Origin of the sequence: Shinella granuli (assembly GCF_004341885.1) — a bacterium.
Lineage (GTDB): Bacteria > Pseudomonadota > Alphaproteobacteria > Rhizobiales > Rhizobiaceae > Shinella > Shinella granuli.
Genome location: NZ_SLVX01000002.1, coordinates 249,228 through 268,444, shown reverse-complemented (window position 1 = coordinate 268,444; position 19,217 = coordinate 249,228). Strand labels below are relative to the sequence as shown.

Annotated in this window: 24 protein-coding genes; 12 read left to right on the top strand and 12 right to left on the bottom strand. The window is 66.5% G+C overall.

Translation table 11 applies throughout. From position 1 onward, the window contains the following. Positions 1-177: 177 nt before the first annotated feature. Positions 178-2,577, bottom strand: a complete 2,400-nt coding sequence (locus EV665_RS04485; protein WP_245507643.1) for a LysM peptidoglycan-binding domain-containing protein — start codon at positions 2,575-2,577, stop codon at positions 178-180. 159 nt (positions 2,578-2,736) lie between these two features. Here EV665_RS04485 and EV665_RS04480 point away from each other — a divergent pair, with 159 nt between their 5' ends. Beyond that, entirely contained in the window at positions 2,737-3,357 is a 621-nt protein-coding gene (locus EV665_RS04480) for an LOG family protein (RefSeq protein ID WP_133033235.1), read from the top strand. 37 nt (positions 3,358-3,394) lie between these two features. Here the strand turns inward: EV665_RS04480 and EV665_RS04475 are convergent, their stop codons facing one another. From EV665_RS04475 to cysS, 10 genes are all read right to left on the bottom strand, one after another. After that, complete coding sequence (locus EV665_RS04475; RefSeq protein ID WP_133033234.1) at positions 3,395-3,928, bottom strand: GNAT family N-acetyltransferase; 534 nt, start codon at positions 3,926-3,928, stop codon at positions 3,395-3,397. A gap of 3 nt (positions 3,929-3,931) precedes the next feature. Continuing rightward, on the bottom strand, positions 3,932-4,876 hold the full coding sequence (rarD, locus tag EV665_RS04470) for an EamA family transporter RarD (RefSeq protein ID WP_133033233.1): 945 nt from the start codon (positions 4,874-4,876) through the stop codon (positions 3,932-3,934). A 102-nt stretch (positions 4,877-4,978) separates the two neighbouring features. Then, positions 4,979-6,595, bottom strand: coding sequence for a citramalate synthase (gene cimA, locus EV665_RS04465; protein ID WP_133033232.1), 1,617 nt, complete (start codon positions 6,593-6,595; stop codon positions 4,979-4,981). Positions 6,596-6,702: 107 nt separating this feature from the next. Further along, complete coding sequence (gene pip, locus EV665_RS04460) at positions 6,703-7,662, bottom strand: prolyl aminopeptidase (RefSeq protein ID WP_133033231.1); 960 nt, start codon at positions 7,660-7,662, stop codon at positions 6,703-6,705. Further along, the gene (locus EV665_RS04455) at positions 7,659-8,141 is read right to left on the bottom strand and encodes a GFA family protein (RefSeq protein ID WP_064329622.1); all 483 of its coding nucleotides are present in this window, start codon (positions 8,139-8,141) and stop codon (positions 7,659-7,661) included. The genes pip and EV665_RS04455 overlap by 4 nt, the downstream gene beginning before the upstream one ends. Before the next feature lie 126 nt (positions 8,142-8,267). Beyond that, positions 8,268-8,765, bottom strand: coding sequence for a GFA family protein (locus tag EV665_RS04450; protein WP_064329621.1), 498 nt, complete (start codon positions 8,763-8,765; stop codon positions 8,268-8,270). Beyond that, the gene (locus EV665_RS04445) at positions 8,762-9,244 is read right to left on the bottom strand and encodes a GFA family protein (RefSeq protein WP_133033230.1); all 483 of its coding nucleotides are present in this window, start codon (positions 9,242-9,244) and stop codon (positions 8,762-8,764) included. Before EV665_RS04445 ends, EV665_RS04450 begins: the two co-directional genes overlap by 4 nt. After that, positions 9,241-9,657, bottom strand: a complete 417-nt coding sequence (locus EV665_RS04440; protein ID WP_133033229.1) for a type II toxin-antitoxin system VapC family toxin — start codon at positions 9,655-9,657, stop codon at positions 9,241-9,243. The genes EV665_RS04445 and EV665_RS04440 overlap by 4 nt, the downstream gene beginning before the upstream one ends. Next, positions 9,654-9,926 (bottom strand): antitoxin, encoded by a 273-nt coding sequence (locus tag EV665_RS04435; protein ID WP_064329618.1) that lies wholly within the window; start codon positions 9,924-9,926, stop codon positions 9,654-9,656. Before EV665_RS04435 ends, EV665_RS04440 begins: the two co-directional genes overlap by 4 nt. A gap of 63 nt (positions 9,927-9,989) precedes the next feature. Then, positions 9,990-11,516, bottom strand: a complete 1,527-nt coding sequence (cysS, locus tag EV665_RS04430; protein ID WP_380686235.1) for a cysteine--tRNA ligase — start codon at positions 11,514-11,516, stop codon at positions 9,990-9,992. Positions 11,517-11,819: 303 nt separating this feature from the next. On the opposite strand from cysS, the gene EV665_RS33060 reads away from it, so the two are divergent. Both EV665_RS33060 and EV665_RS04425 read left to right on the top strand, forming a co-directional pair. Next, the gene (locus EV665_RS33060; RefSeq protein WP_256388507.1) at positions 11,820-11,945 is read left to right on the top strand and encodes a hypothetical protein; all 126 of its coding nucleotides are present in this window, start codon (positions 11,820-11,822) and stop codon (positions 11,943-11,945) included. 176 nt (positions 11,946-12,121) lie between these two features. Beyond that, positions 12,122-12,301 carry a hypothetical protein gene (locus EV665_RS04425; protein ID WP_064329616.1) on the top strand — a complete coding sequence of 60 codons (180 nt, stop codon included), beginning with the start codon at positions 12,122-12,124 and terminating at the stop codon, positions 12,299-12,301. Between the two features lie 31 nt (positions 12,302-12,332). Here EV665_RS04425 and EV665_RS04420 read toward each other — a convergent pair whose 3' ends face one another. Then, complete coding sequence (locus EV665_RS04420) at positions 12,333-13,112, bottom strand: SOS response-associated peptidase (protein ID WP_064329615.1); 780 nt, start codon at positions 13,110-13,112, stop codon at positions 12,333-12,335. Between the two features lie 60 nt (positions 13,113-13,172). On the opposite strand from EV665_RS04420, the gene EV665_RS04415 reads away from it, so the two are divergent. The 9 genes from EV665_RS04415 to EV665_RS04375 all read left to right on the top strand — a co-directional run bounded on the left by EV665_RS04415 (position 13,173) and on the right by EV665_RS04375 (position 19,216). After that, positions 13,173-13,607: an NUDIX hydrolase gene (locus EV665_RS04415; RefSeq protein WP_133033228.1), complete on the top strand. Its 435-nt coding sequence runs from the start codon at positions 13,173-13,175 to the stop codon at positions 13,605-13,607. Further along, entirely contained in the window at positions 13,604-14,023 is a 420-nt protein-coding gene (locus EV665_RS04410; protein ID WP_133033227.1) for a TIGR02301 family protein, read from the top strand. Before EV665_RS04415 ends, EV665_RS04410 begins: the two co-directional genes overlap by 4 nt. A gap of 92 nt (positions 14,024-14,115) precedes the next feature. Continuing rightward, entirely contained in the window at positions 14,116-14,385 is a 270-nt protein-coding gene (locus EV665_RS04405) for a hypothetical protein (RefSeq protein WP_133033226.1), read from the top strand. 16 nt (positions 14,386-14,401) lie between these two features. Beyond that, positions 14,402-15,184 (top strand): hypothetical protein, encoded by a 783-nt coding sequence (locus EV665_RS04400; RefSeq protein ID WP_133033225.1) that lies wholly within the window; start codon positions 14,402-14,404, stop codon positions 15,182-15,184. Positions 15,185-15,348: 164 nt separating this feature from the next. Beyond that, entirely contained in the window at positions 15,349-16,194 is an 846-nt protein-coding gene (ygfZ, locus tag EV665_RS04395; protein WP_133033224.1) for a CAF17-like 4Fe-4S cluster assembly/insertion protein YgfZ, read from the top strand. After that, the gene (locus EV665_RS04390) at positions 16,191-16,820 is read left to right on the top strand and encodes a YfbR-like 5'-deoxynucleotidase (protein ID WP_133033223.1); all 630 of its coding nucleotides are present in this window, start codon (positions 16,191-16,193) and stop codon (positions 16,818-16,820) included. Before ygfZ ends, EV665_RS04390 begins: the two co-directional genes overlap by 4 nt. A 4-nt stretch (positions 16,821-16,824) precedes the next feature. After that, positions 16,825-17,358 (top strand): tyrosine phosphatase family protein, encoded by a 534-nt coding sequence (locus EV665_RS04385; RefSeq protein WP_133033222.1) that lies wholly within the window; start codon positions 16,825-16,827, stop codon positions 17,356-17,358. Next, positions 17,355-18,329 (top strand): NUDIX hydrolase, encoded by a 975-nt coding sequence (locus EV665_RS04380; protein WP_064329607.1) that lies wholly within the window; start codon positions 17,355-17,357, stop codon positions 18,327-18,329. Before EV665_RS04385 ends, EV665_RS04380 begins: the two co-directional genes overlap by 4 nt. Before the next feature lie 56 nt (positions 18,330-18,385). Further along, positions 18,386-19,216, top strand: coding sequence for a mechanosensitive ion channel family protein (locus EV665_RS04375; protein ID WP_064329606.1), 831 nt, complete (start codon positions 18,386-18,388; stop codon positions 19,214-19,216). Position 19,217 lies beyond the last annotated feature (1 nt).

The window sequence follows — 19,217 nt, the reverse complement described above, 5'->3', positions numbered from 1 at the left end:
CGGATCGCCGTCACGCCCCGGTCTTCGTCTCTTGCCGGACTTGCCGAATGAAAATGCGGCGCCCGGTGGGGCGCCGCATCAGGGAGATAGGTCCTTGCCGGCCGCTTCGCAACAGCCGGCCGGAAATTGTCCTTGCGCAAGTCCGGCCAAACGCTTCGCTGCCGGACTTGCCGAGGATCAATTGCCGCGAACGCGCTTGCGGTGCAGCTCCTCCGCCTCCGCGTCGCTTTCCATGGTCCTGTCCGGCACGCCGAAGACCTGGCCGGGGATGATGCGGTCCGGATCGGTGATCTGGTCCTCGTTGGCGAGGTAGATCGTCGTGTAGCGCACGCCCTTGCCGTAGATGCGGCGGGAGATCTGCCAGAGCGTATCGCCGCGGCGGATGATGACCGAGGTCTTGCTCTGCTGCAGCGGCGCCTGCTCGACCGTTTCCGGCTCTTCGGCCACCGCCTGGCCGCTGCCCGCCGCAGCGGCTTCGCCCGAGGCGGCGGTGCCGCTCTCGCTGCCGGTCGCAGCCGGCGTGCCTTCGGCGCCCGTCGTACCGCTGTCGGCGGTCGCGGCTTCGGTCGTCGAGGCGGCCCCGGTTGCCGAGGCGGCGCCTTCGCTCGCAGCGGCGACGGCATTGGCCGCGGCGGTCAGCGAGGGCATGCCTTCGAGCGCCACCAGCGCCTGCTGGTAGGCCTCCTTGCCCGCGCCGGCCGGAACCGCGGCAAGGCGGTCGAGCGCGGTCGAGGCCCAGCCCTTCAGCTTCTCGATCGCCGCCGCCACCTCCGCGGCCGCCCCGGCCGGCGGCGTGAAGCCGGTGATGGCCTTGAGGGCGCCTTCGAGCGCGGTGCGGGCGGTCTGGATCTCCGCCGTCGTCGCGTTGCGTCCATCGGAGAACAGCGCCACGAACTGCTGCTGGAGCGCGCTCGCCTGGCCGGCCAGGGCCTCGATGGAACTGTCCGCCGCAGCCGATGCCGCGCCGGCCACGGCTTCCGCCTTCTCGATGGCCGGGGCCAGCGCGTCGGCGACGGCCGTCTCGATCGAGCCGAGGGCACCACCGACAGCGGCCACGTCCTGCGGCAGGGCCTGAAGGCGGGCCAGCGCCGCAGCGGCGGCGGCCGAAGCCTTGGCGGCCATGTCGCGGGCCGCGTCCCCCTCTTCCGGGCCGGGCTTGAATTCCGACAGCGACTTCAACGCGATCTCGGTCGCGGACCGCGCCGCGGCCAGTTCCTCGGCGGTCGGCGTGCGGCCGTTGGCATAAAGTCCCTTGAGCAGCGCCAACGCCTTGTCGGCCTCGGTGCGCAGCTTGTCGAAGGTGCCGCCGCCGATGAGGCCGAGCGCCGGGCCGGTGTCACCCGCGGCATTCTCCTGCGCCACCACGGCGACCTGCTCGCCTTCCGGCCGGTCGAAGGGAACGGAGGCGCGGAATTCGACCTTGCTGCCATCGGGGCTCATCACGTCGGCGCGGACGGTGTGACGACCGACCGAAAGATCGATCGTGCCGTCGGCCACATAGCGGCCCTCGCCGTCCGCCTTCGCCTCGCCGACCAGCTTGTCGTCGGCATAGATCCGCACCAGCGCGCCCGGCTTGGCGGTGCCGGCGATGAACATGCGCTCGCCTTCCAGCTCGACGGCCGAAACGCGGGCCTGGGGCTTGGCCGCCGTTTCCGTCGCCGCGCTGCCGGCCGCATCGTTCGCGCTCTCCGTCGCGGTGGCAAGCGCCGTTTCGGTCTCGCCGGCGGCTGCGGCGGTCTCTCCGGCCGCCTCCGCCGTTTCGGTCACGGCCGGCGTCTCGTCCACCGCCGCGCTCGCAGCGCCCGTGTCCGTCGCTTCCGCGGTTTCGCCGGCCGGCTGGTCGAGCGCCTTTTCCGCCGTGGCGGCAGCCTCATCGACCGCCTTTTCCGCAGCTTCCGGCACCGTGATCAGGCGGCTCGCCTCGCCGGGCCTGGAGACCATGGCCAGCAGTTCGCCGCCGGCATCCTCCGGCACGGAGACGGTCGCCACCTCTTCCGAGGTCTTCGAGGCGCCCTTGTCGTCCTTCGTGCTCAAGGTGAGCTGGTAGTCGCCGGCAGCAAGCGGCTGGTCGAAGACGGCCGCAAAATCGCCGGACGGGCCGATATCGGCCGTCGCGACGACGGTCTCGCCGTTCTTGATCTCCAGCTTCGTGTTCGGTTGGCCACGGCCGGCGATCACCGTGGACCCGTCGGGCTCGACGCGCAGGAGATCGAAGGCGGGCGTGACCCAGCCGGCGGCCGGATCGGCCGGTGTCGTTTCCACCTTGGCGACCTCCTGGGTCGCCGTTGCGGCCTCGCCCGCCGTTCCGTCGGCCGGCTCGTCGCTTCCGGCGGCAGCCTGCGTGCCGGTGGCCGCCGCGTCCGTCGCCGCCTCGCCGGTTTCCGCCGTCGGGCGGGCCTGCTTGCCGTCGGCCGTCGTGGTCTCGCCACCGCCTTGCGTCGTCGTATCGGTAAGGGTCGCGACCGGGGTTTCCGCCGGTTTGTCCTTGTTCATGTTGGGCAGCACGAAGAAGACCATGAGCAGCGTTGCCGCCGCCAGCACGATCAAGGCCACCAGACCGGTCTTGTTCTTCATCATCAACTCTCTCTCTGTCCCGGTTTCCCGGGGGTCCCCTCCTGAAATTGCTATCGATTCCCAATGTTTTGCACAAGGTTCCCGAGACGTTCCGGGGCCGCAGCCCCGTGCTTTTTCGTCATTATCCTTGACGGGCTGCCGGCCGGGTGGCTGAATCCCGTCATGAGCGAACAAACCCTGCCGATTCGATCCGTCTGCGTCTACTGCGGCTCCCAGCCCGGCCGCGAAACCACCTATGTCGCCGCCGGACGGCGCCTCGGCCAGGCGATGGCCGAAAACCATCTCCGCCTCGTCTATGGCGGCGGCACGAAGGGCATCATGGGGGCGGTGGCCAGCGGCGTGCTCTCGCATGGCGGCCGCGTCACCGGCATCATACCGCAATTCCTCGTGGATATGGAGGCCACCCGCCATTCGCTCGGCCAGCTCAGCGAGCTGATCATCACGCCCGACATGCACGAGCGCAAACACAAGATGTTCGAACGCGCCGACGCCTTCGTGGCGCTGCCGGGCGGCATCGGCACGCTGGAAGAGATCGTCGAGGTGATGACCTGGGCGCAGCTCGGCCGTCACCGCAAGCCGATGATCTTCGCCAATATCGGCGGATTCTGGGACCCGATGCTCAAACTCATCCGCCACATGGCGGACGAAGGCTTCATCCACACGGCCCATCTCGTCCAGCCGATGGTGATCGACGAACCGGAAGAGATCGTCGCCGCGCTCGTCGACCACTGGGCGGGCCAGGTGGACCGCGAGGGCGAAGCCGACATCATCGCCCGGCTCTGATCTTATCGAACGCTGCCGAAGCCCGTCTTGCGGACGGTCATTCGCCGCGCCGCCGCGGACGTTCGACCTCGTACCACACTTCGCCGTGCTCGCTGCCCGGGATCGGATCGGGAAAGTCGCCGGAGACCGTTCGCACGTGTCGCATGCCGATCTTTTCCATGACGCGGCGCGAGGCGTGGTTCACCGCCATCGTCGTCGCCACGATCTTTTCATAGCCGGCATTTTCGAAGCCCCAGCCGAGGAGGGCCGCAGCGCCTTCCGCAGCCAGCCCCTGGCCCCATTCCGCCCGGCGCAGGCGATAGCCGAGTTCGGCCAGCGTCTCGCTTTCGGGCCATAGGCAGAACCACCCGACAAAGGCACCGCCCGCCGTCCGGCGCGCCGTCCAGACATGGGGCTCCGTGCCTGTGGGCATGAGGAACGCCGCATTCGGGCCGGTCGTCTCCCGATCGACGGCGTATCCCCCGTTCAGAAAGCGCATGACCTGCGGATCACGCTCCAGGCCGATGAAATCCGCGCGGTCGCCCGGGCGGCAAGGACGGAGCGTCAGACGCATCGTCTGCAAGGTGGCCAACGTCTATTCCGCCGGCTTGAGCTCCCCCGCCGAGAGGCGCCTTGCCCGCGCCGTGCGCAGCATGGAACCGGAATAGAGGATGAGCGCGGCCCAGATGAAGGCGAAGGCGATGAGCTTCGTCGTGCCGAAGGGCTCATTGAAGGCGAAGACGGCGATGAAGAAGATCATCGTCGGCGCGACGTATTGCATGATGCCGATGGTGGAAAGCCGCAGCAGTTTCGCGCCGTTGGCATAGATCATCAGCGGGATGGCGGTGACGACGCCGCAGGCGAGCAGCCAGAGCACATCCGCAAGGCCGGTATCGCCGAAATGGCCCTGCCCCGAGGATTCGAGCCAGAGGATGTAGCCGAGCGCCGGTACGCTCAGCAGCAGCACCTCCAGGAAGAAGCCCTGGTTCGGGCCGACCGGCAGCGTCTTGCGGAAGAAGGCGTAGAATCCCCAGGAGATGCAGAGGCCGATGGACACCCACGGCAGGCCGCCGGCGTCGAAGGCGAGGATCGTCACCGCCAGGGCGGCAAGCCCGATCGCCAGCATCTGCGCCCGATCGAGCCTCTCCTTCAGGAGGACCGCGCCGAGGAAGATCGAGAAGAGCGGGTTGATGTAATAGCCGAGCGCCGTCTCGATCGCCCGGCCGGCGCCGATGGCCCAGACATAGATGCCCCAGTTGATGGTGATGAGCGTCGCCGTCAGCGTCGCCATGGCAAGCATGCGCGGCGAGCGCAGCGCCACCTTGATATCGCCCGTGCGGCCGAGCCAGATCAGCACCAGGCCGGCAAGCGGCACCGACCAGACGATGCGGTGCGCCACCACCTCGGCGGCGGGGATATGGGCGACGGCCTTCATGAAGAAGGGCAGGAAACCCCAGAGCACATAGGCCGTCAAGGCGAAGGCGAAACCGCGCGGCGAATCGCCGGTCTGGGGGCCGCTGGAGGAATTTGCGTCGGCCATGGTGAGGTATCCCGTCAATTTATGGATTTTTTGACGGGATACTCCAACGGCCGTGAATGCACCAATTCATTCCGGTGATAGCGAGGATGAGCGGCGCTGAACCTACTCGGCCGCCACACGCCCCGCCTCGCCGCGGTTCTTCATGAGCTTGTAGATGATGGAATCCATCAGCGCCTGGAAGGAGGCGTCGATGATGTTGTCGGAAACGCCGACCGTCCACCAACGTGCACCCGTCGCATCGGTCGATTCGATCAGGACGCGGGTGATGGCCTCGGTGCCGCCGTTGAGGATGCGCACCTTGTAGTCCGCCAGTTCCAGGTCGGCGATCTCGGCCTGGAACTTGCCGAGGTCCTTGCGCAGCGCAAGGTCGAGCGCGTTGACCGGGCCGTGTCCTTCCGCGACCGACATCATCGTCTCGCCGTCGACGACGACGCGCACGACGGCTTCCGACACGGTCTTGAGCTGGCCGTTGGCATCGTAGCGGCGCTCGACCATTACGCGGAAGCTTTCGACGTGGAAGAAATCCGGCACCGTGCCGAGCGTGCGGTAGGCGAGCAGCGCGAAGCTCGCATCCGCGCCCTCATAGGCATAGCCCGTCGCCTCACGCTCCTTGACGATCTGGATGAGGCGGTCGAGCTTCGGATCGTCCTTGCCGACGGTGATGCCGCGCAGCTTCAGCGCGTTGATGAAATTCGCCTTGCCGCCCTGGTCGGACACCATGACCTTGCGCAGGTTGCCGACGCTTTCCGGCGTCACATGCTCGTAGGTGCGCGGATCCTTCAGGAGCGCCGAGGCGTGGATGCCGGCCTTGGTGGCGAAGGCGGACGCCCCGACATAGGGCGCCTGATGGTCCGGCGAACGGTTCAGCAGCTCGTCGAAAGTATGCGCCAGCTTGGTGAGGCCGGTGAGGTCCTCCGTGTCGATGCCGATCGAAAAGCGCTCCGCATAGGCTTCCTTCAGCGCCAGCGTCGGGATGAGCGTCACCAGGTTGGCATTGCCGCAGCGCTCGCCGATGCCGTTCAGCGTGCCCTGGATCTGGCGCACACCGGCCTCGACGGCGGCCAGCGAATTGGCGACGGCCTGCCCCGTGTCGTTATGGGCGTGGATGCCGAGGTTGTCGCCCGGCACGCCGGCGGCGATCACCGCCCCGACGATCGCCTGCACCTCGGAGGGCTGCGTGCCGCCATTGGTGTCGCACAGCACCACCCAGCGCGCGCCGGAGGCATGGGCCGTGGTGGCACAGGCCAGCGCATAGTCCGGATTGGCCTTGTAGCCGTCGAAGAAATGCTCGCAGTCGACCATGGCTTCGCGGCCGGAGGCGACGACGGCCTTCACCGATTCGGCGATGCTCTCCAGGTTCTCCTCGTTGGAACAGCCGAGCGCGACGCGCACATGATAGTCCCAGCTCTTGGCGACAAGACAGATCGCGTCGCTCTTCGAATCGAGGAGCGCGGCAAGGCCCGGATCGTTGGAGGCGGAAATGCCGGCGCGCTTCGTCATGCCGAAGGCGACGAATTTCGCGCGGCCGGTGCGCTTCTTCGCGAAGAAAGCCGTATCCGTCGGATTGGCGCCGGGATAACCGCCCTCGACATAGTCCAGGCCGAACGCATCCAGCATGCCGGCAATGGCGATCTTGTCCTCGACGGAAAAGTCGATGCCGGGCGTCTGCTGGCCGTCCCGAAGCGTGGTGTCGAAAAGGTAGATACGGTCTTTTTTCATCTGTTCCCTCCCTGGGAACCCATTGAGCATTTCAGATCCGCCCCCCATCCGGTTGCCGCCACCCTCTCCCCGCAAGCGGGGAGAGGATCAGGGTGAGGGGCAGCCTCTCAGATCTTCCCCGCGAACTTGTCCGTCGCGTAGATCAGCCGGTCGAGGATGCCGGGCTCCGAATAGGCGTGGCCCGCTCCCTCGATGAGGTAGAATTCCGCCTCCGGCCAGGCCTTGTGCAGCGCCCAGGCCTGCTTTGCCGGGCACGGCATGTCGTAGCGCCCGTGCACGATGAGGCCGGGAATGCCCTGCAGCCTGTGCGCATCACGCAGGAGCTGCCCCTCCTCCAGCCAGCCGGCATTGACGAAGAAGTGGTTCTCGATGCGGGCGAAGGCATGGGCGAACTCGTCCTCGCCGAAGCGGTCGCTGGTCGCGGGCTCCGGCAGCAGCGTGATGGTCTCGCCTTCCCACAGGCTCCAGGCCCTGGCGGCGGCGATGCGCGTCGCCTTGTCGTCGCTCGTCAGGCGGCGATGATAGGCATGCATCATCTCGTGCCGCTCTTCCGGCGGGATGGGCGCGTTGAAACGCTCCCACTTGTCCGGGAACATTTCCGAGACGCCGAACTGGTAGTACCAGTCGAGCTCGGCCTTGGTGAGGGTATAGATGCCGCGCACCACGAGTTCGGACACCCGCTCCGGGTACTTTTCCGCATAGGCGAGCGCCAGCGTCGAGCCCCAGGAGCCGCCGAAGACCAGCCACTTTTCCGCCCCGGCCATGACGCGCAGCCGCTCGATATCGGAAACGAGATGCCAGGTCGTGTTGGCCTCCAGCGCCGCATGCGGCGTGGACTGGCCGCAGCCGCGCTGGTCGAACAGCGTCACGTCGTAGAGCTTGGGATCGAACAGGCGGCGGTGGCTCGGCGAGATCGTGCCGCCCGGGCCGCCATGCAGGAAGACGGCCGGCTTGGCGCCGGGCGTGCCGACGCGCTCCCAATAGATGCTGTGCCCGTCGCCGACATCGAGATGGCCGGAGGCATAGGGTTCGATTTCGGGATAGAGGCTACGCAGGGTCTCGCTCATAATTTCATTCCGTGGGCAGGCCAGTTTTCGGTTTCATGATCAGGGTGCTGGAAGGAGATGATCTTCTCCTGCTGGCTGTAATAGTCCGGGTCCTGGTGAACGGGCGCGGAAAAGATCGTCTCGACCCAGGCAAGCCGCGCGTCGAAATTCACCTGGATCTGCGGGACGAGGTCGTCACGCTTGTCGAAGGCGCCGATGGCGATCTCCAGCCCGCCGGGGTGCCTGTAGGTGAGCGGCGTGCCGCATTGCTTGCAGAAGCCGCGGGCGATGTTGATCGAGGACTGGAAATAGGCCGGCTCGTCGCGCGGCCATTCCACCTCGCCCTTGACGGTGACGAGCGGGCCGAAGAAGCCGCCGAACTGCTTCTGGCACATGCGGCAATGGCAGATCGACGGGCGGCCGAGCCCGCCCTTGATGCGGAAACGCACGGCGCCGCACTGGCAGCCCCCGGTTCTTGTCTCTTCCTGTTCGACGCTCATGACGGCTCCTTCAACGATAAGAGGAATAGACGACGACGGCGACCACCACGGCGGTGATGAGGACCAGCTTGCCGGCGATGAGATAGAGCCATTTGCGGGGAAAGCCGAGTTCCGGCCGGGGCGCGGTCATGGAATGTCCTCCGGCGGCCAATGGTCCGTGTCATAGTCCGGGTGCTGGCGGTTGGAGGCGCGAACCACGATATGGCGCGCCTCGCCGAACTCCCCTTCGTCGCTTTCGCTCTCGGGCAGCTTCGCCAGTTGCGCGAACCAGACGAGCCGCGATTCGACGCCCGCCTGGGCAATCGGGCGCACATCGTCCGGATCGTCGAGCGAACCGAGCGTCACGTTTATATGGTCGGCGGCGAGCGCATCGTAGAACAGCGGCGTGCCGCAATCGCGACAGAAGCCGCGGCGCACGATTTCCGAGGACTGGAACCAGCCGGCTTCGCCGCGCGTCATGGAGAAGCGGTCGCGCGGCGCATTGGCGAGCGGCAGGAAATAGTTGCCGGCCGCCTTCTGGCACATGCGGCAATGGCACAGATGCGGATCGCCGAGCGTGCCTTCCACCCGGTAGCGCACCGCGCCGCACTGGCAGCCGCCGGTATAGATGCGCGAAATGCTCATGGCTCGCGCTCCGGCGGCCATGCGTCCGTGTCATGGTCCGGGTGCTGGTAGGAGACGAGGTCGGCGAGGAAGGACGCCGCGTCCTGGTCCGCCATCGTCTCCTCGCCCGGCAGGTCGGAGATCGCGTCCACATAAGGCAGCTTCGCTTCGATGCCCCACTGGATGCGCGGGGCGATCCCGGCCGGATCGTCGAAGGCGGCGATGGTCAGCGCCACGCCGTCCGGCGCCTCATAGGTCAGCGGCGTGCCGCAATCGCCGCAGAAGCCGCGATAGCCGTGGTTCGACGAGCGGAACCGCTTCGGCTCCCCCCGCGTCCAGGTGAGCCTCGCCTGCCGCACGGAAACCAGCGGCAGATAGAAATTGCCGCTTGCCTTCTGGCACATGCGGCAATGGCAGACCGACGCATCGCCAAGCGCCCCCTCGACATGAAAGCGCACGGCCCCGCACTGGCAGCCGCCGGTGTAGAAGGGTGTGGTCATGGACCTGCCTCCAGCCAGTTCTCGACCTTTAGGCCCTCGACACGCGAGAATTCACGGACATTGGCGGTGACGAGCGTGAGTTCCAGCGAGAGAGCATGGGCGGCGATGAAAAGGTCGGTATAGCCGATCGGCTGGCCCCTTCTCTCCAGTGCATCGCGCGTTTGCGCATAAGCGAAGGAAACGGGCGTATCATAGGGGAGGATCGCAATCTCCCCCAGGACGGCCTCGACACGACGGGCGAGCGAAACCGCTCCCCTTTTCCGCAGACCGTAACGCAGCTCCGAAACCACGATGGCGCTCGTGCACAATGCGTCCGTCGGCGCGGCCTTCACCCGATCAGCGAGCGTCCCATCAGGATTGCGGACCATCTCCGAGATGGCATTCGTATCCAGCATGTAGCGAAAGGCCGTCACAGCTCGACATCCTCCGGCGGCGGCTGCGTCTCGTCGAGTTCCGGAAAATCCCCTTCCCAGGTTTCGAAGGTCGCCAACAACGCGGCGAGCCCCATTTTCTTCGGCTTTGGCTCGATGATGAGACGGTCACCTTCCTTGTGCATGACCGCCTCGTTTCCCGGCAGTTCGAATTCCACGGGAATCCGGACGGCCTGGTTGCGGCCGTTACGGAAGAGCTTCACCTCCCGCCCCTGCACCACATCAGGCGCTTCCTTAGGTCTTGCATTCATCGTGACCTCCATCATTCAAAGGCATAGGCCTAAGCATATGCCTCTACCAAAGCAGACACAACCTCACCGCCTCACCTCCCACGTCGTCACGCGCTCGCCCGTCCCGGGGTCCTTGCCGTCCTTCAACTGGATGCCCTTTTCGGCGAGGTCGTCGCGGATCTTGTCGGCTTCGGCGAAGTTCTTTGCCTTAAGGAGTTCGAGCCGCATCTGGATTATCGCCTCGACTCCTTGTTTCAGATCATCGGCAAGTTCATCTCGGACAACTTTCAAACCGAGAAACTCAAGACACGCCAAAGCCGCTCCGACGCCAGAGCGCCGGTCGTTCGCGCTTTCAAAACCTGAGAAACCGTCACCAAAGCCAAATGAACCTTTTTGGTGTTCTTTGGGTGCTGAACTGTCCGCCCAGCGACCGAAGTTCATCAATTCATGGATGCGAGCAATTGCGTCAGGTGTTGAGAGGTCATCAGCCAACAAAGCAAGAAACTTGGCGTCGGGTTCGGTGGGCTCAGCCGACTCCTCTCGCGCAATCCGTTCCCAGCGGTTCAAAGCTGCAAGGGCCTCCTCCAGCCGCTTGACGCTGAAGTCGATCGGCTCGCGGTAGTGCGTCATCAGCATGGCGAGGCGCAGCACCTCGCCCGGCCACGTGCGGCCGCCGAACTTCTCCTCGTGCAAGAGTTCCGAGATCGTGAAGAAATTGCCCTCGGACTTCGACATCTTGCGGCCCTCGACCTGCAGGAAGCCGTTGTGCATCCAGACATTCGACATGACCGGCGTGCCGTGCGCGCAGCGCGACTGGGCGATCTCGTTCTCGTGGTGCGGGAAGATGAGGTCGAGGCCGCCGCCATGGATGTCGAAGGTCTCGCCGAGATAGGCGGCGGACATGGCGGAGCACTCGATATGCCAGCCCGGGCGACCGCGGCCCCAGGGGCTTTCCCAGCCGGGCTCTTCCGGCGAGGAGAGCTTCCAGAGCACGAAATCGCCGGGATTCTTCTTGTGCGCGTCGACGGCGACGCGGGCGCCCGCCTGCTGTTCGTCGAGGTTGCGCTTGGAGAGCTGGCCGTAATCGGCCATCGACTGCGTGTCGAACAGCACCTCGCCGCCCGCCTGGTAGGCGTGGCCGCGCTCGATGAGGCGCTCGATCAGCGTGATCATGTCCACCTTGCCGTCGCCGCGCGGCTGGACGAACTCGGTGGCGCGCGGCTCGTGCGTCGGCTGCATGGCGCCGAGCGCGGCGATATCCGCGTGGAACTGGTTCGCCGTCTTCTCCGTCACCCGGCGGATCGCCTCGTTGAGCGAGAGCGCGCCGCCCTCGATCTCCTTTCCGAAATCGCGCAGCGCCCGGGCGTTGATCTTGTCGTCGACGTCGGTGATATTGCGGGCATAGGTGACGTGGTCCTCGCCGTAGACATGGCGCAGGAGGCGGAACAGCACGTCGAAGACGATGACCGGCCGCGCATTGCCGATATGGGCGAAGTCGTAGACCGTCGGACCGCAGACATACATACGCACATTGTCGGGATCGATGGGAGCGAAGGGCTCCTTCGAGCGCGTGAGCGTGTTGTACAGCGTCAGGACCGGCTTTTCGGCCATGGAAATCTCCCCAAAAGGCGTAGACCCGGCTGGCCGGGTCGTTGTCATCCAGAGATTTTGAGGGACGAAAACGGCCGGGCCAGCGCGTGCGCTAGCGAATAATGCTCCGGCGAATGCAGAGTACCGTTTTCATGGCCTGCTTTATCGCGCCCTGCGCGCGTCCGGTCAAGCGGGCGCGGCGCCCTCCCGGACGAAAATCTCGCCGGGGCATCCTGTTCCCGCGGTGACACCCCCGCCCCTGCCGGCATGGGAAAAGAAGGACGAGGCCGGCGGAACCCGCCGGCAAACCGAAGGGACAGGACCATGAAGACCCGGAAGACAGACACGCGCCCCGAGACCGACCTTGCCACCCGCTACAATCCGATCGGCATCCGCGCCGTCGTCGCGGCAGCCCTGATGAGCAAGGTGCGGCGGGCTCCCAGGAAATGAATGTTTGCGACGGTCACAATAATTGATCGCGAAAGCCTGTATTTTCAGTCGCTTGCCGCAGAGCGATCAAAGTTTGAGCAGAATTTGGCCGAATGGGTCGCGTAAATGCATAGCGCATTGGGGGTGGCAACCGGGGGATTCATACGGGGCTGCCTGACACTTCAGGAGTAAAGACAATGTCGACCGTAAGAAAGCAGCCGCCGAACCATGCGGCAAACGAAACCCTGCAGGCGCGCTACAAGCCGCTCGGCCTGCCCGCCGTCGTGGCCGCCACGCGCTGCAAGCCCGAGGCGAAGACCGCGGACAAGCGCCCCAAGCGCGACATCCCGGCCGTGCTCCAGCCGCTCTACGACTGAGCCGCTTCAAGACCGTCTTGCAGGCAGAATATCAGAACAGCGAAAGCTGGTCGGGTGATGATGGGGGCGCGTCTGCGCCCTTTTTCGTTTCCGCCGGCGCTTCCTCGGCCCGCTCCTCCACCGGCTCCAGGATATCCGGCCCCATATTGGCGACCTTGCCCACCTTGTCGGAGATCGGGATCGCCTCGAAGAAGCCGTCGTCGATCGGCTTCATCAGGTCGGTCACGTCGCGCGGCTCCTGCGTCTTGCAGTCGAGCCAGCGTGAAAAATCCTCCGGGCGGATGACGACGGGCATGCGGTCGTGGATGCGGGCGATGTCGTTGTTCGCCGCCGTGGTCAGGATCGCGCCGGTATCGACCTCGGAACCATCGGCCGAGGACCACGTCTCCATCAGCCCGGCAAAGGCGAGGATCTCGCCCTTCTTCGGCCGGATCCAGTAGGCCTGTGCCTTGGCGCCCTTGCCCTCCGGCCGGCGCCATTCGAAGAAGCCGGACGCCGGCACGAGGATGCGGCGGTGGCGCATGGCGGCGCGGAAGGAGGCCTTGCCGATCGCCGTCTCGGCACGCGCATTGATGAGCAGCGGGAAGTCGCGCGGGTCCTTCACCCAACCGGGCATGAAGCCCCAGCGCACCAGCATGGCCTTGCGCTCCGGCAGGTTGCTTCCGGGCTGTTGCCGTTCGCCCGCGACGATGACCAGGATCGGTTGCGTCGGGGCGATGTTGTAGCGCTCGGGCAGGTCGTCCAGGTCGGCGAGGTCGAAATAGTCGCGCGCAAGATCCCGCTTGGCCAGCAATGCAAATCGTCCACACATGGCATCGTCATCGCACTTTGCCTATAAGGGGTCAATCGAGCGCAACCGAACCGGACCGCGATGAAGACATCCAAGACGCCCCAGCCCGCCTCCTCCGCCATCATCGAGCGTGACGGACGCTATCTCCTGGTCCTGCGCAGCAACCCGCCCTCTGCCGACATGTACGCCTTTCCGGGCGGACGCGGCGAAGAGGGCGAGACGCCGGCCGAGACGGCGCTGCGCGAACTCTTCGAGGAAACCGGCATCCGCGCCGAAAAACCCAAGCTTTTCGCGACCTACGACCTGCCCGGCCGCGAGGACGGCCCCGGCAGCCCGTCGTTCCGCCTCTCGGTCTTCAAGGTGAAGGCAGATGCCACGGCCACCGCCGTCGCCTCGGACGATGCCGCGGCGGTCGGCTGGTATACGGCCGAGGAGATCGAGACGCTGCCGGCGCCGGACAGCGTGCGCGAATGCATCCGGCGCCTCGAAGCGGAACGGACGGGACAGGACGCATGACGGTGATTCGGCTCGCTCTCCTCCTCGGCCTGGCGCTCGCCGCGCCCGCCTTCGCCCAGAAGAAGGGCGATGCCAAGGAAACGCCGCCCGCGGCCGCCGTCGAGGAAAAGCCGGCGCCCTATGACGAACGGCTGGAACGGCTCTCGGAAATCCTCGGCGCCGTGCACTACCTGCGCAATCTGTGCATGGACAAGCCCGAGGACGGCTGGCGGGCCTCCATGCAGCGCCTCATCGAGCTGGAAGCCGCCAACGAGCCGAAAAGGCAGGAAAAACTGACGGCCGCATTCAACCGTGGATATCGTTCCTTCGCGGCCATCTATACCGCTTGCACCGACTCGGCCGTTGTCGCAGAAGAGAGATACCGTAACGAAGGTGCAACACTTGCCACAGAAATTACCGCGCGCTTCGGAAATTAGCGGTTAATTAACCTCTTTTTACAGGACCCAGTGCCGTTTTGGGAAAAGGCTGCTAAGGTCGTTAACAGTCAAGTAAGAACTGAATGCCTCGCATGGACCGATCAATGGAACCTACTCTCAACGATATCGACGAGATGATCGTGCACGAGAAGATGCAGGCCGCTCTGGAATACCAGAACGAGGCCTGGGCCGACGGCATGGCTGATGGCATCGAACCGGAAATCATCGCCGATGCCGCCATCGCGCTTGCCATGCGCGAGACGATCCGCATCCATGGCGAACATGGCGCGGAGGCGATGCTCGAATCGCTGCGCGAGCGCATGCTGGCCGGAGAATTCTCCCCCGAGCGCATCCTGCAATAGGCTGGAAAGACAGGTCATGCAGACGTCGCCTGACGGCAAAACGCTGTTTCGCAGCAGCCTCATCGTATTGTCGGTGCTTTTCGCGACGACGGCGCTGGTGGCGCCCGTCCGCCCTGCCTTTGCCCTCAGCGAGCTGAAGGACGAACAGGGCCAGGTGCAGCAGCCCCCGGCCGAGGACGGCGAGACGCCGTCCGTCGAGGAGGAGCAGGAAGAGACCGGCCCTCTCGAACTGCCGATGCCCGACCCGCTGATTCGCCGCGATCAGGCCGTGACCGAGCCCTCCGACGGCGCGCCCGCCACGGGCGACAAGGCCGCCGACGAACCGGAGGTTCCGGTCGAGTTCTTCTCCGACATCGCCAAGGCACCGGAGCCCGTGCGCCGCATGCGCGAGCTCATCGTGGAGGCCGCCGCCTCCGGCGATATCGAGCGCCTGCGCCCCCTTCTCGGCAAGGGCATGACGGAAACGCAGGTCTCGATCGTCGAGACCGACGAAGGTCCCATCGAGACCCTCAAGGGCCAGTCGGGCGACGACGAAGGCATCGAGGTGCTGGCGATCCTGCTCGACGTGCTGGCGACCGGTTTCGTGCATGTCGGCAAGGGGACGGCGGAGGAGCTCTATGTCTGGCCCTATTTCGCCGAAAAGCCGCTCGCAACGCTGACGCCGCCGGAAAAGGTGGAGCTGCTGCGCATCGTGACGGCCGGCGACTTCGCCGACATGAAGGAATTCGGCAGCTACAATTTCTACCGCGTCGGCATCACGCCGGACGGCCAGTGGAAGTTCTTCGTCACCGGCGACTGAGCCCTACAAGGCCTCGCTCCAGGCGCTGGCCCATCCGGAAGCAGAGGGCAAGACGGCGCGACCTTGCGAAAGGCGCCCGGTCGTTCTACCTCTGTTTCAACGGGTGCGATCATGCACCGCCCGCTGCCGCATGGTGCCGGCGGGCGCAAAACCTGGATCGAATCATGCCTTCCGTCACGCTTTCCGGCCGCGCCTTCCTCCGCATTTCCGGTGCCGATGCCGAAACCTTCCTGCAATCGCTCATCACCACCAACCTGCCCGACCTCTCGGCCGGCGAGATCCGCCCCGGCGCCCTCTTGACGCCGCAGGGCAAGATCCTGTTCGACTTCCTGATAAGCCGCGACGGCGACGGCGCCTTCCTGATCGAGACGGCGGACGAGCAGCGCGATGCGCTGCTGAAGCGGCTGACCATGTACAAGCTGCGCGCCGCGGTCGACCTCGCCGCCGTCGAGGGGAACGAGGTGACGATAAGCTGGGACGCGCCCGAGGCGGACGCCCCGCAGGACGGCCGGTTCGCGAAGGCAGGCCTTGCCGTCTCCCGCCGCCCGGGCTCGGGCGGCAGCGACGACCCGGCGCTTTACAAAACCCTGCGCATCGGCGCAGGCCTCGTCGAGGCCGGCCGCGACTATGCGCTCGGCGATGCCTTCCCGCACGATGTGCTGCTCGACCTCACCGGCGGCCTTTCCTTCCGCCAGGGCTGCTATATCGGCCAGGAGGTCGTCTCCCGCATGCAGCACCGCGGCACAGCGCGCCGCCGTCCCGTCATCGTCAGCGGCGAGACCGCCCTTCCCGCCACGGGCACCGAGCTTCTGGCCGGCGGCAAGCCGATCGGCACGCTCGGCAGCGTGTCCAGCACGCGCGGCCTTGCCATCGTGCGCATCGACCGCGCGGCCTACGCCATCCATGGCGGCACGCCGATCACCGCAGACGGCATGCCCGTCACCGTCGCCCTGCCGCAATGGACGGGCCTCGCCTTCCCGCAGGAAACCGCCGAGGTGCCGGCGCAATGAGCGGAGCCGCCCGCGCCAAGACGGAGCCCCGGGCCTGGCAGCGCATGCTGTCCGGCCGCCGCCTCGACCTGCTCAATCCCTCGCCGCTCGACGTCGAGCTGTCCGACATCGCGCACGGGCTGGCCCGCGTCGCGCGCTGGAACGGCCAGACCAACGGCGACCATGCCTTTTCGGTCGCGCAGCATTCGCTGGTCGTCGAGGCGATCTTCCGCCAGCAGAACCGCTGCAATGCCGACGACTGCCTGATGGCGCTGCTGCATGACGCGCCGGAATACGTGATCGGCGACATGATCTCGCCCTTCAAGGCGGTGGTCGGCGGCGGCTACAAGACGGTGGAGAAGCGGCTGGAGGCGGCCGTGCACCTGCGCTTCGGCCTGCCGCCCGCCACCCCCGCGAGCCTGAAGGCGAAGATCAAGAAGGCCGACCAGGTCGCCGCCTTCTTCGAGGCGACGGAGCTTGCCGGCTTCTCCCATGCCGAGGCGGTCAAGTTCTTCGGCGCGCCGCGCGGCATCACGCTGGAGATGATCGAGATCGCGCCGCTGCCCGCCACCCTCGCGCAGCAGCGCTTCGCCGATCGCTTCGAAGCGCTGGAGCGGGAGCGCGGCCCGCTCGCCGCGGCGGTGTGACGCGATGGGTACGATCGTCGTCGCGCCGCTCGGAAAGATCGCGGAACTGGCCGTGCGCCACCGCTGCCGCGACATGCTGAGCCTTGTCGCGCCGAAGCAGAATTTCCACCGCCCGGCCATCATCGCCGCCGACCGCCACCTGATCGTCGGCGTCAACGACATCGCCTTTGCCGGCACCGGCGACCTGGTCGCGCCCGGCGAGGAGCATGTGGCCGCGATCGTCGGCTTTGCGCGCGGCTGGGACCAGCAGGCGCCGCTGCTCGTCCATTGCATGATGGGCGTTTCCCGCTCCCCCGCCGCCGCGCTGATCGCCGCGCTCGCCGTGGAACCGGACCAGGACGAGCACGACCTCGCAATGCGCCTTCGCCGCGCCTCCGTGCAGGCGACGCCGAATGCCCGGCTGGTCGAGATCGGCGACCATGTGCTGTCGCGCGGCGGGCGGCTCGTCGCCGCCGTCCGGGCCATCGGCCGCGGAGCCGATTATGTCGGCGACAGCCCCTTCGTCTTTTCCGCCGCGCCGCAGACGCTGCAGCCATGACGGAGAGCCGCGCCCGCCCGCCGGTCGAGATCGGCCTCAACGCGGCGGTCGTCGCGATTTCCGGCCGCAGCCCCTGCATCCTCGCCATCGGCGGGGGCGCGGGCGGCCGCGATGCCCTGCCCTTCGGCCCCTTCGACCCGCGCCAGCACCGCACCTTCGAGACGAGCCTGCGCGCCAGCGTCGAGGCGCAGACGGCGCTGAAGCTCGGCTATATCGAGCAGCTCTACACCTTCGGCGACCGCGGCCGCCAGAAGCTGCCGGACGAGGCCGGCACGCACATGGTCTCCGTCGGCTATATCGCCCTCACCCGCACCGATGCGGAGGCGAACGAGCGGCTGGCGGAAGCCGGCGCTGCCTGGCGCGACTGGTACACCTACCTTCCCTGGGAGGATTGGCGGCAGGGACGGCCGGCGCTGATCGACCAGCTCATCCTGCCCGCCCTGAAGGCCTTTGCGGCCGACAACACGCGCGAGGAACGGGCAAGCGCCCTGCCTTCGATGCGCACGCGCCTGCGCCTCGCCTTCGGCCTGGACGATTTCCCCTGGGACGAGGAGCGCGTGCTGGAACGCTACGAGCTTCTCTACGAGGCCGGCCTTGCCGAGGAGGCGGTGACGGACGGGCGCACCGGATCGTGCCACCCCGCGCCCGGCATCGCCATGCGCCACGACCACCGCCGGATCCTTGCGACCGCGATGGCGCGGCTGCGCGGCAAGATCAAGTACCGCCCGGTGATCTTCGAGCTGATGGCGCCGGAATTCACGCTCACGGAGCTGCAGGCGACGGTGGAGGCGATCTCCGGACGGCACCTGCACAAGCAGAACTTCCGCCGGCTGGTCGAGGGCGCCGAACTGGTCGAGGCGACGGGCGGCTCCACCGCCGCCACCGGCGGGCGCCCCGCCGCGCTCTTCCGCTTCCGCCGCCGCATTCTGGAGGAGCGACCGGCCCCGGGGCTCAAGGTCGGCATGCGCTAGCCGGAACTTATCCTGCATCCTGCCATTTCCCCTTCGATATCAACGGGGAAAGGTTCATGGAACAACAGGCAACCGACATCATCGTCGCAACGCGGGCGGCGCTGGCGCAGGCAAGCGCGCTTGCCGTGCAATATTCCTTCTCCATCCTCGGCGCGATGGTGCTGCTCGTGCTCGGCTGGTTTCTCTCCCGCATCCTGCACCGCTGGGCGCTCACCGGGCTTTCGCATGTGCGCGGCATCGATGCGACGCTCGCGCATTTCTTCGCGAACATCCTGCGCTATGCGGTGCTCGTGCTCGTCTTCGTGACGGTGCTCGGCCAGTTCGGCGTGCAGACGGCCTCGATCATCGCCGCTCTCGGTGCCGCAGGCCTCGCGATCGGCCTCGCCCTCCAGGGCACGCTGCAGAACATCGCCGCGGGCATCATGCTTCTGGTGCTGCGCCCCTTCCGGGTGGGCGAATATATCGAGACGAAGGACGTTTCCGGCACGATCACCGAAGTCGGGCTCTTCGCCACCGAACTCAGGACAAGCGACGGCCTCTATCGCCTGGCGCCGAATTCGACGCTCTGGAACACGCCCGTCACCAATTACAGCCGCGAACGCACCCGCAAGCACGATCTCCAGGTGAAAGTGCCGAACGACCGCGACATCGATGACGAGATCGACCGGCTGCTGTCGATCGCAAAGCAAGATCCCATGATCGAATCCGTGCCGCCGCCGCAGGTCTTCGTCGACAGCCTGGAGGAAAGCGCGGCCATCCTGACGCTGCGCTACTGGGTGTCGACGCCGCAATGGTTCAAGACGACGCGGGAAATGAACCGCCGCGTGCGCATCGCCTTCGGGCAGAAGCCCGGCGGGCCGGAGCCGGATGCGGCCCCGGCCGAGTAGG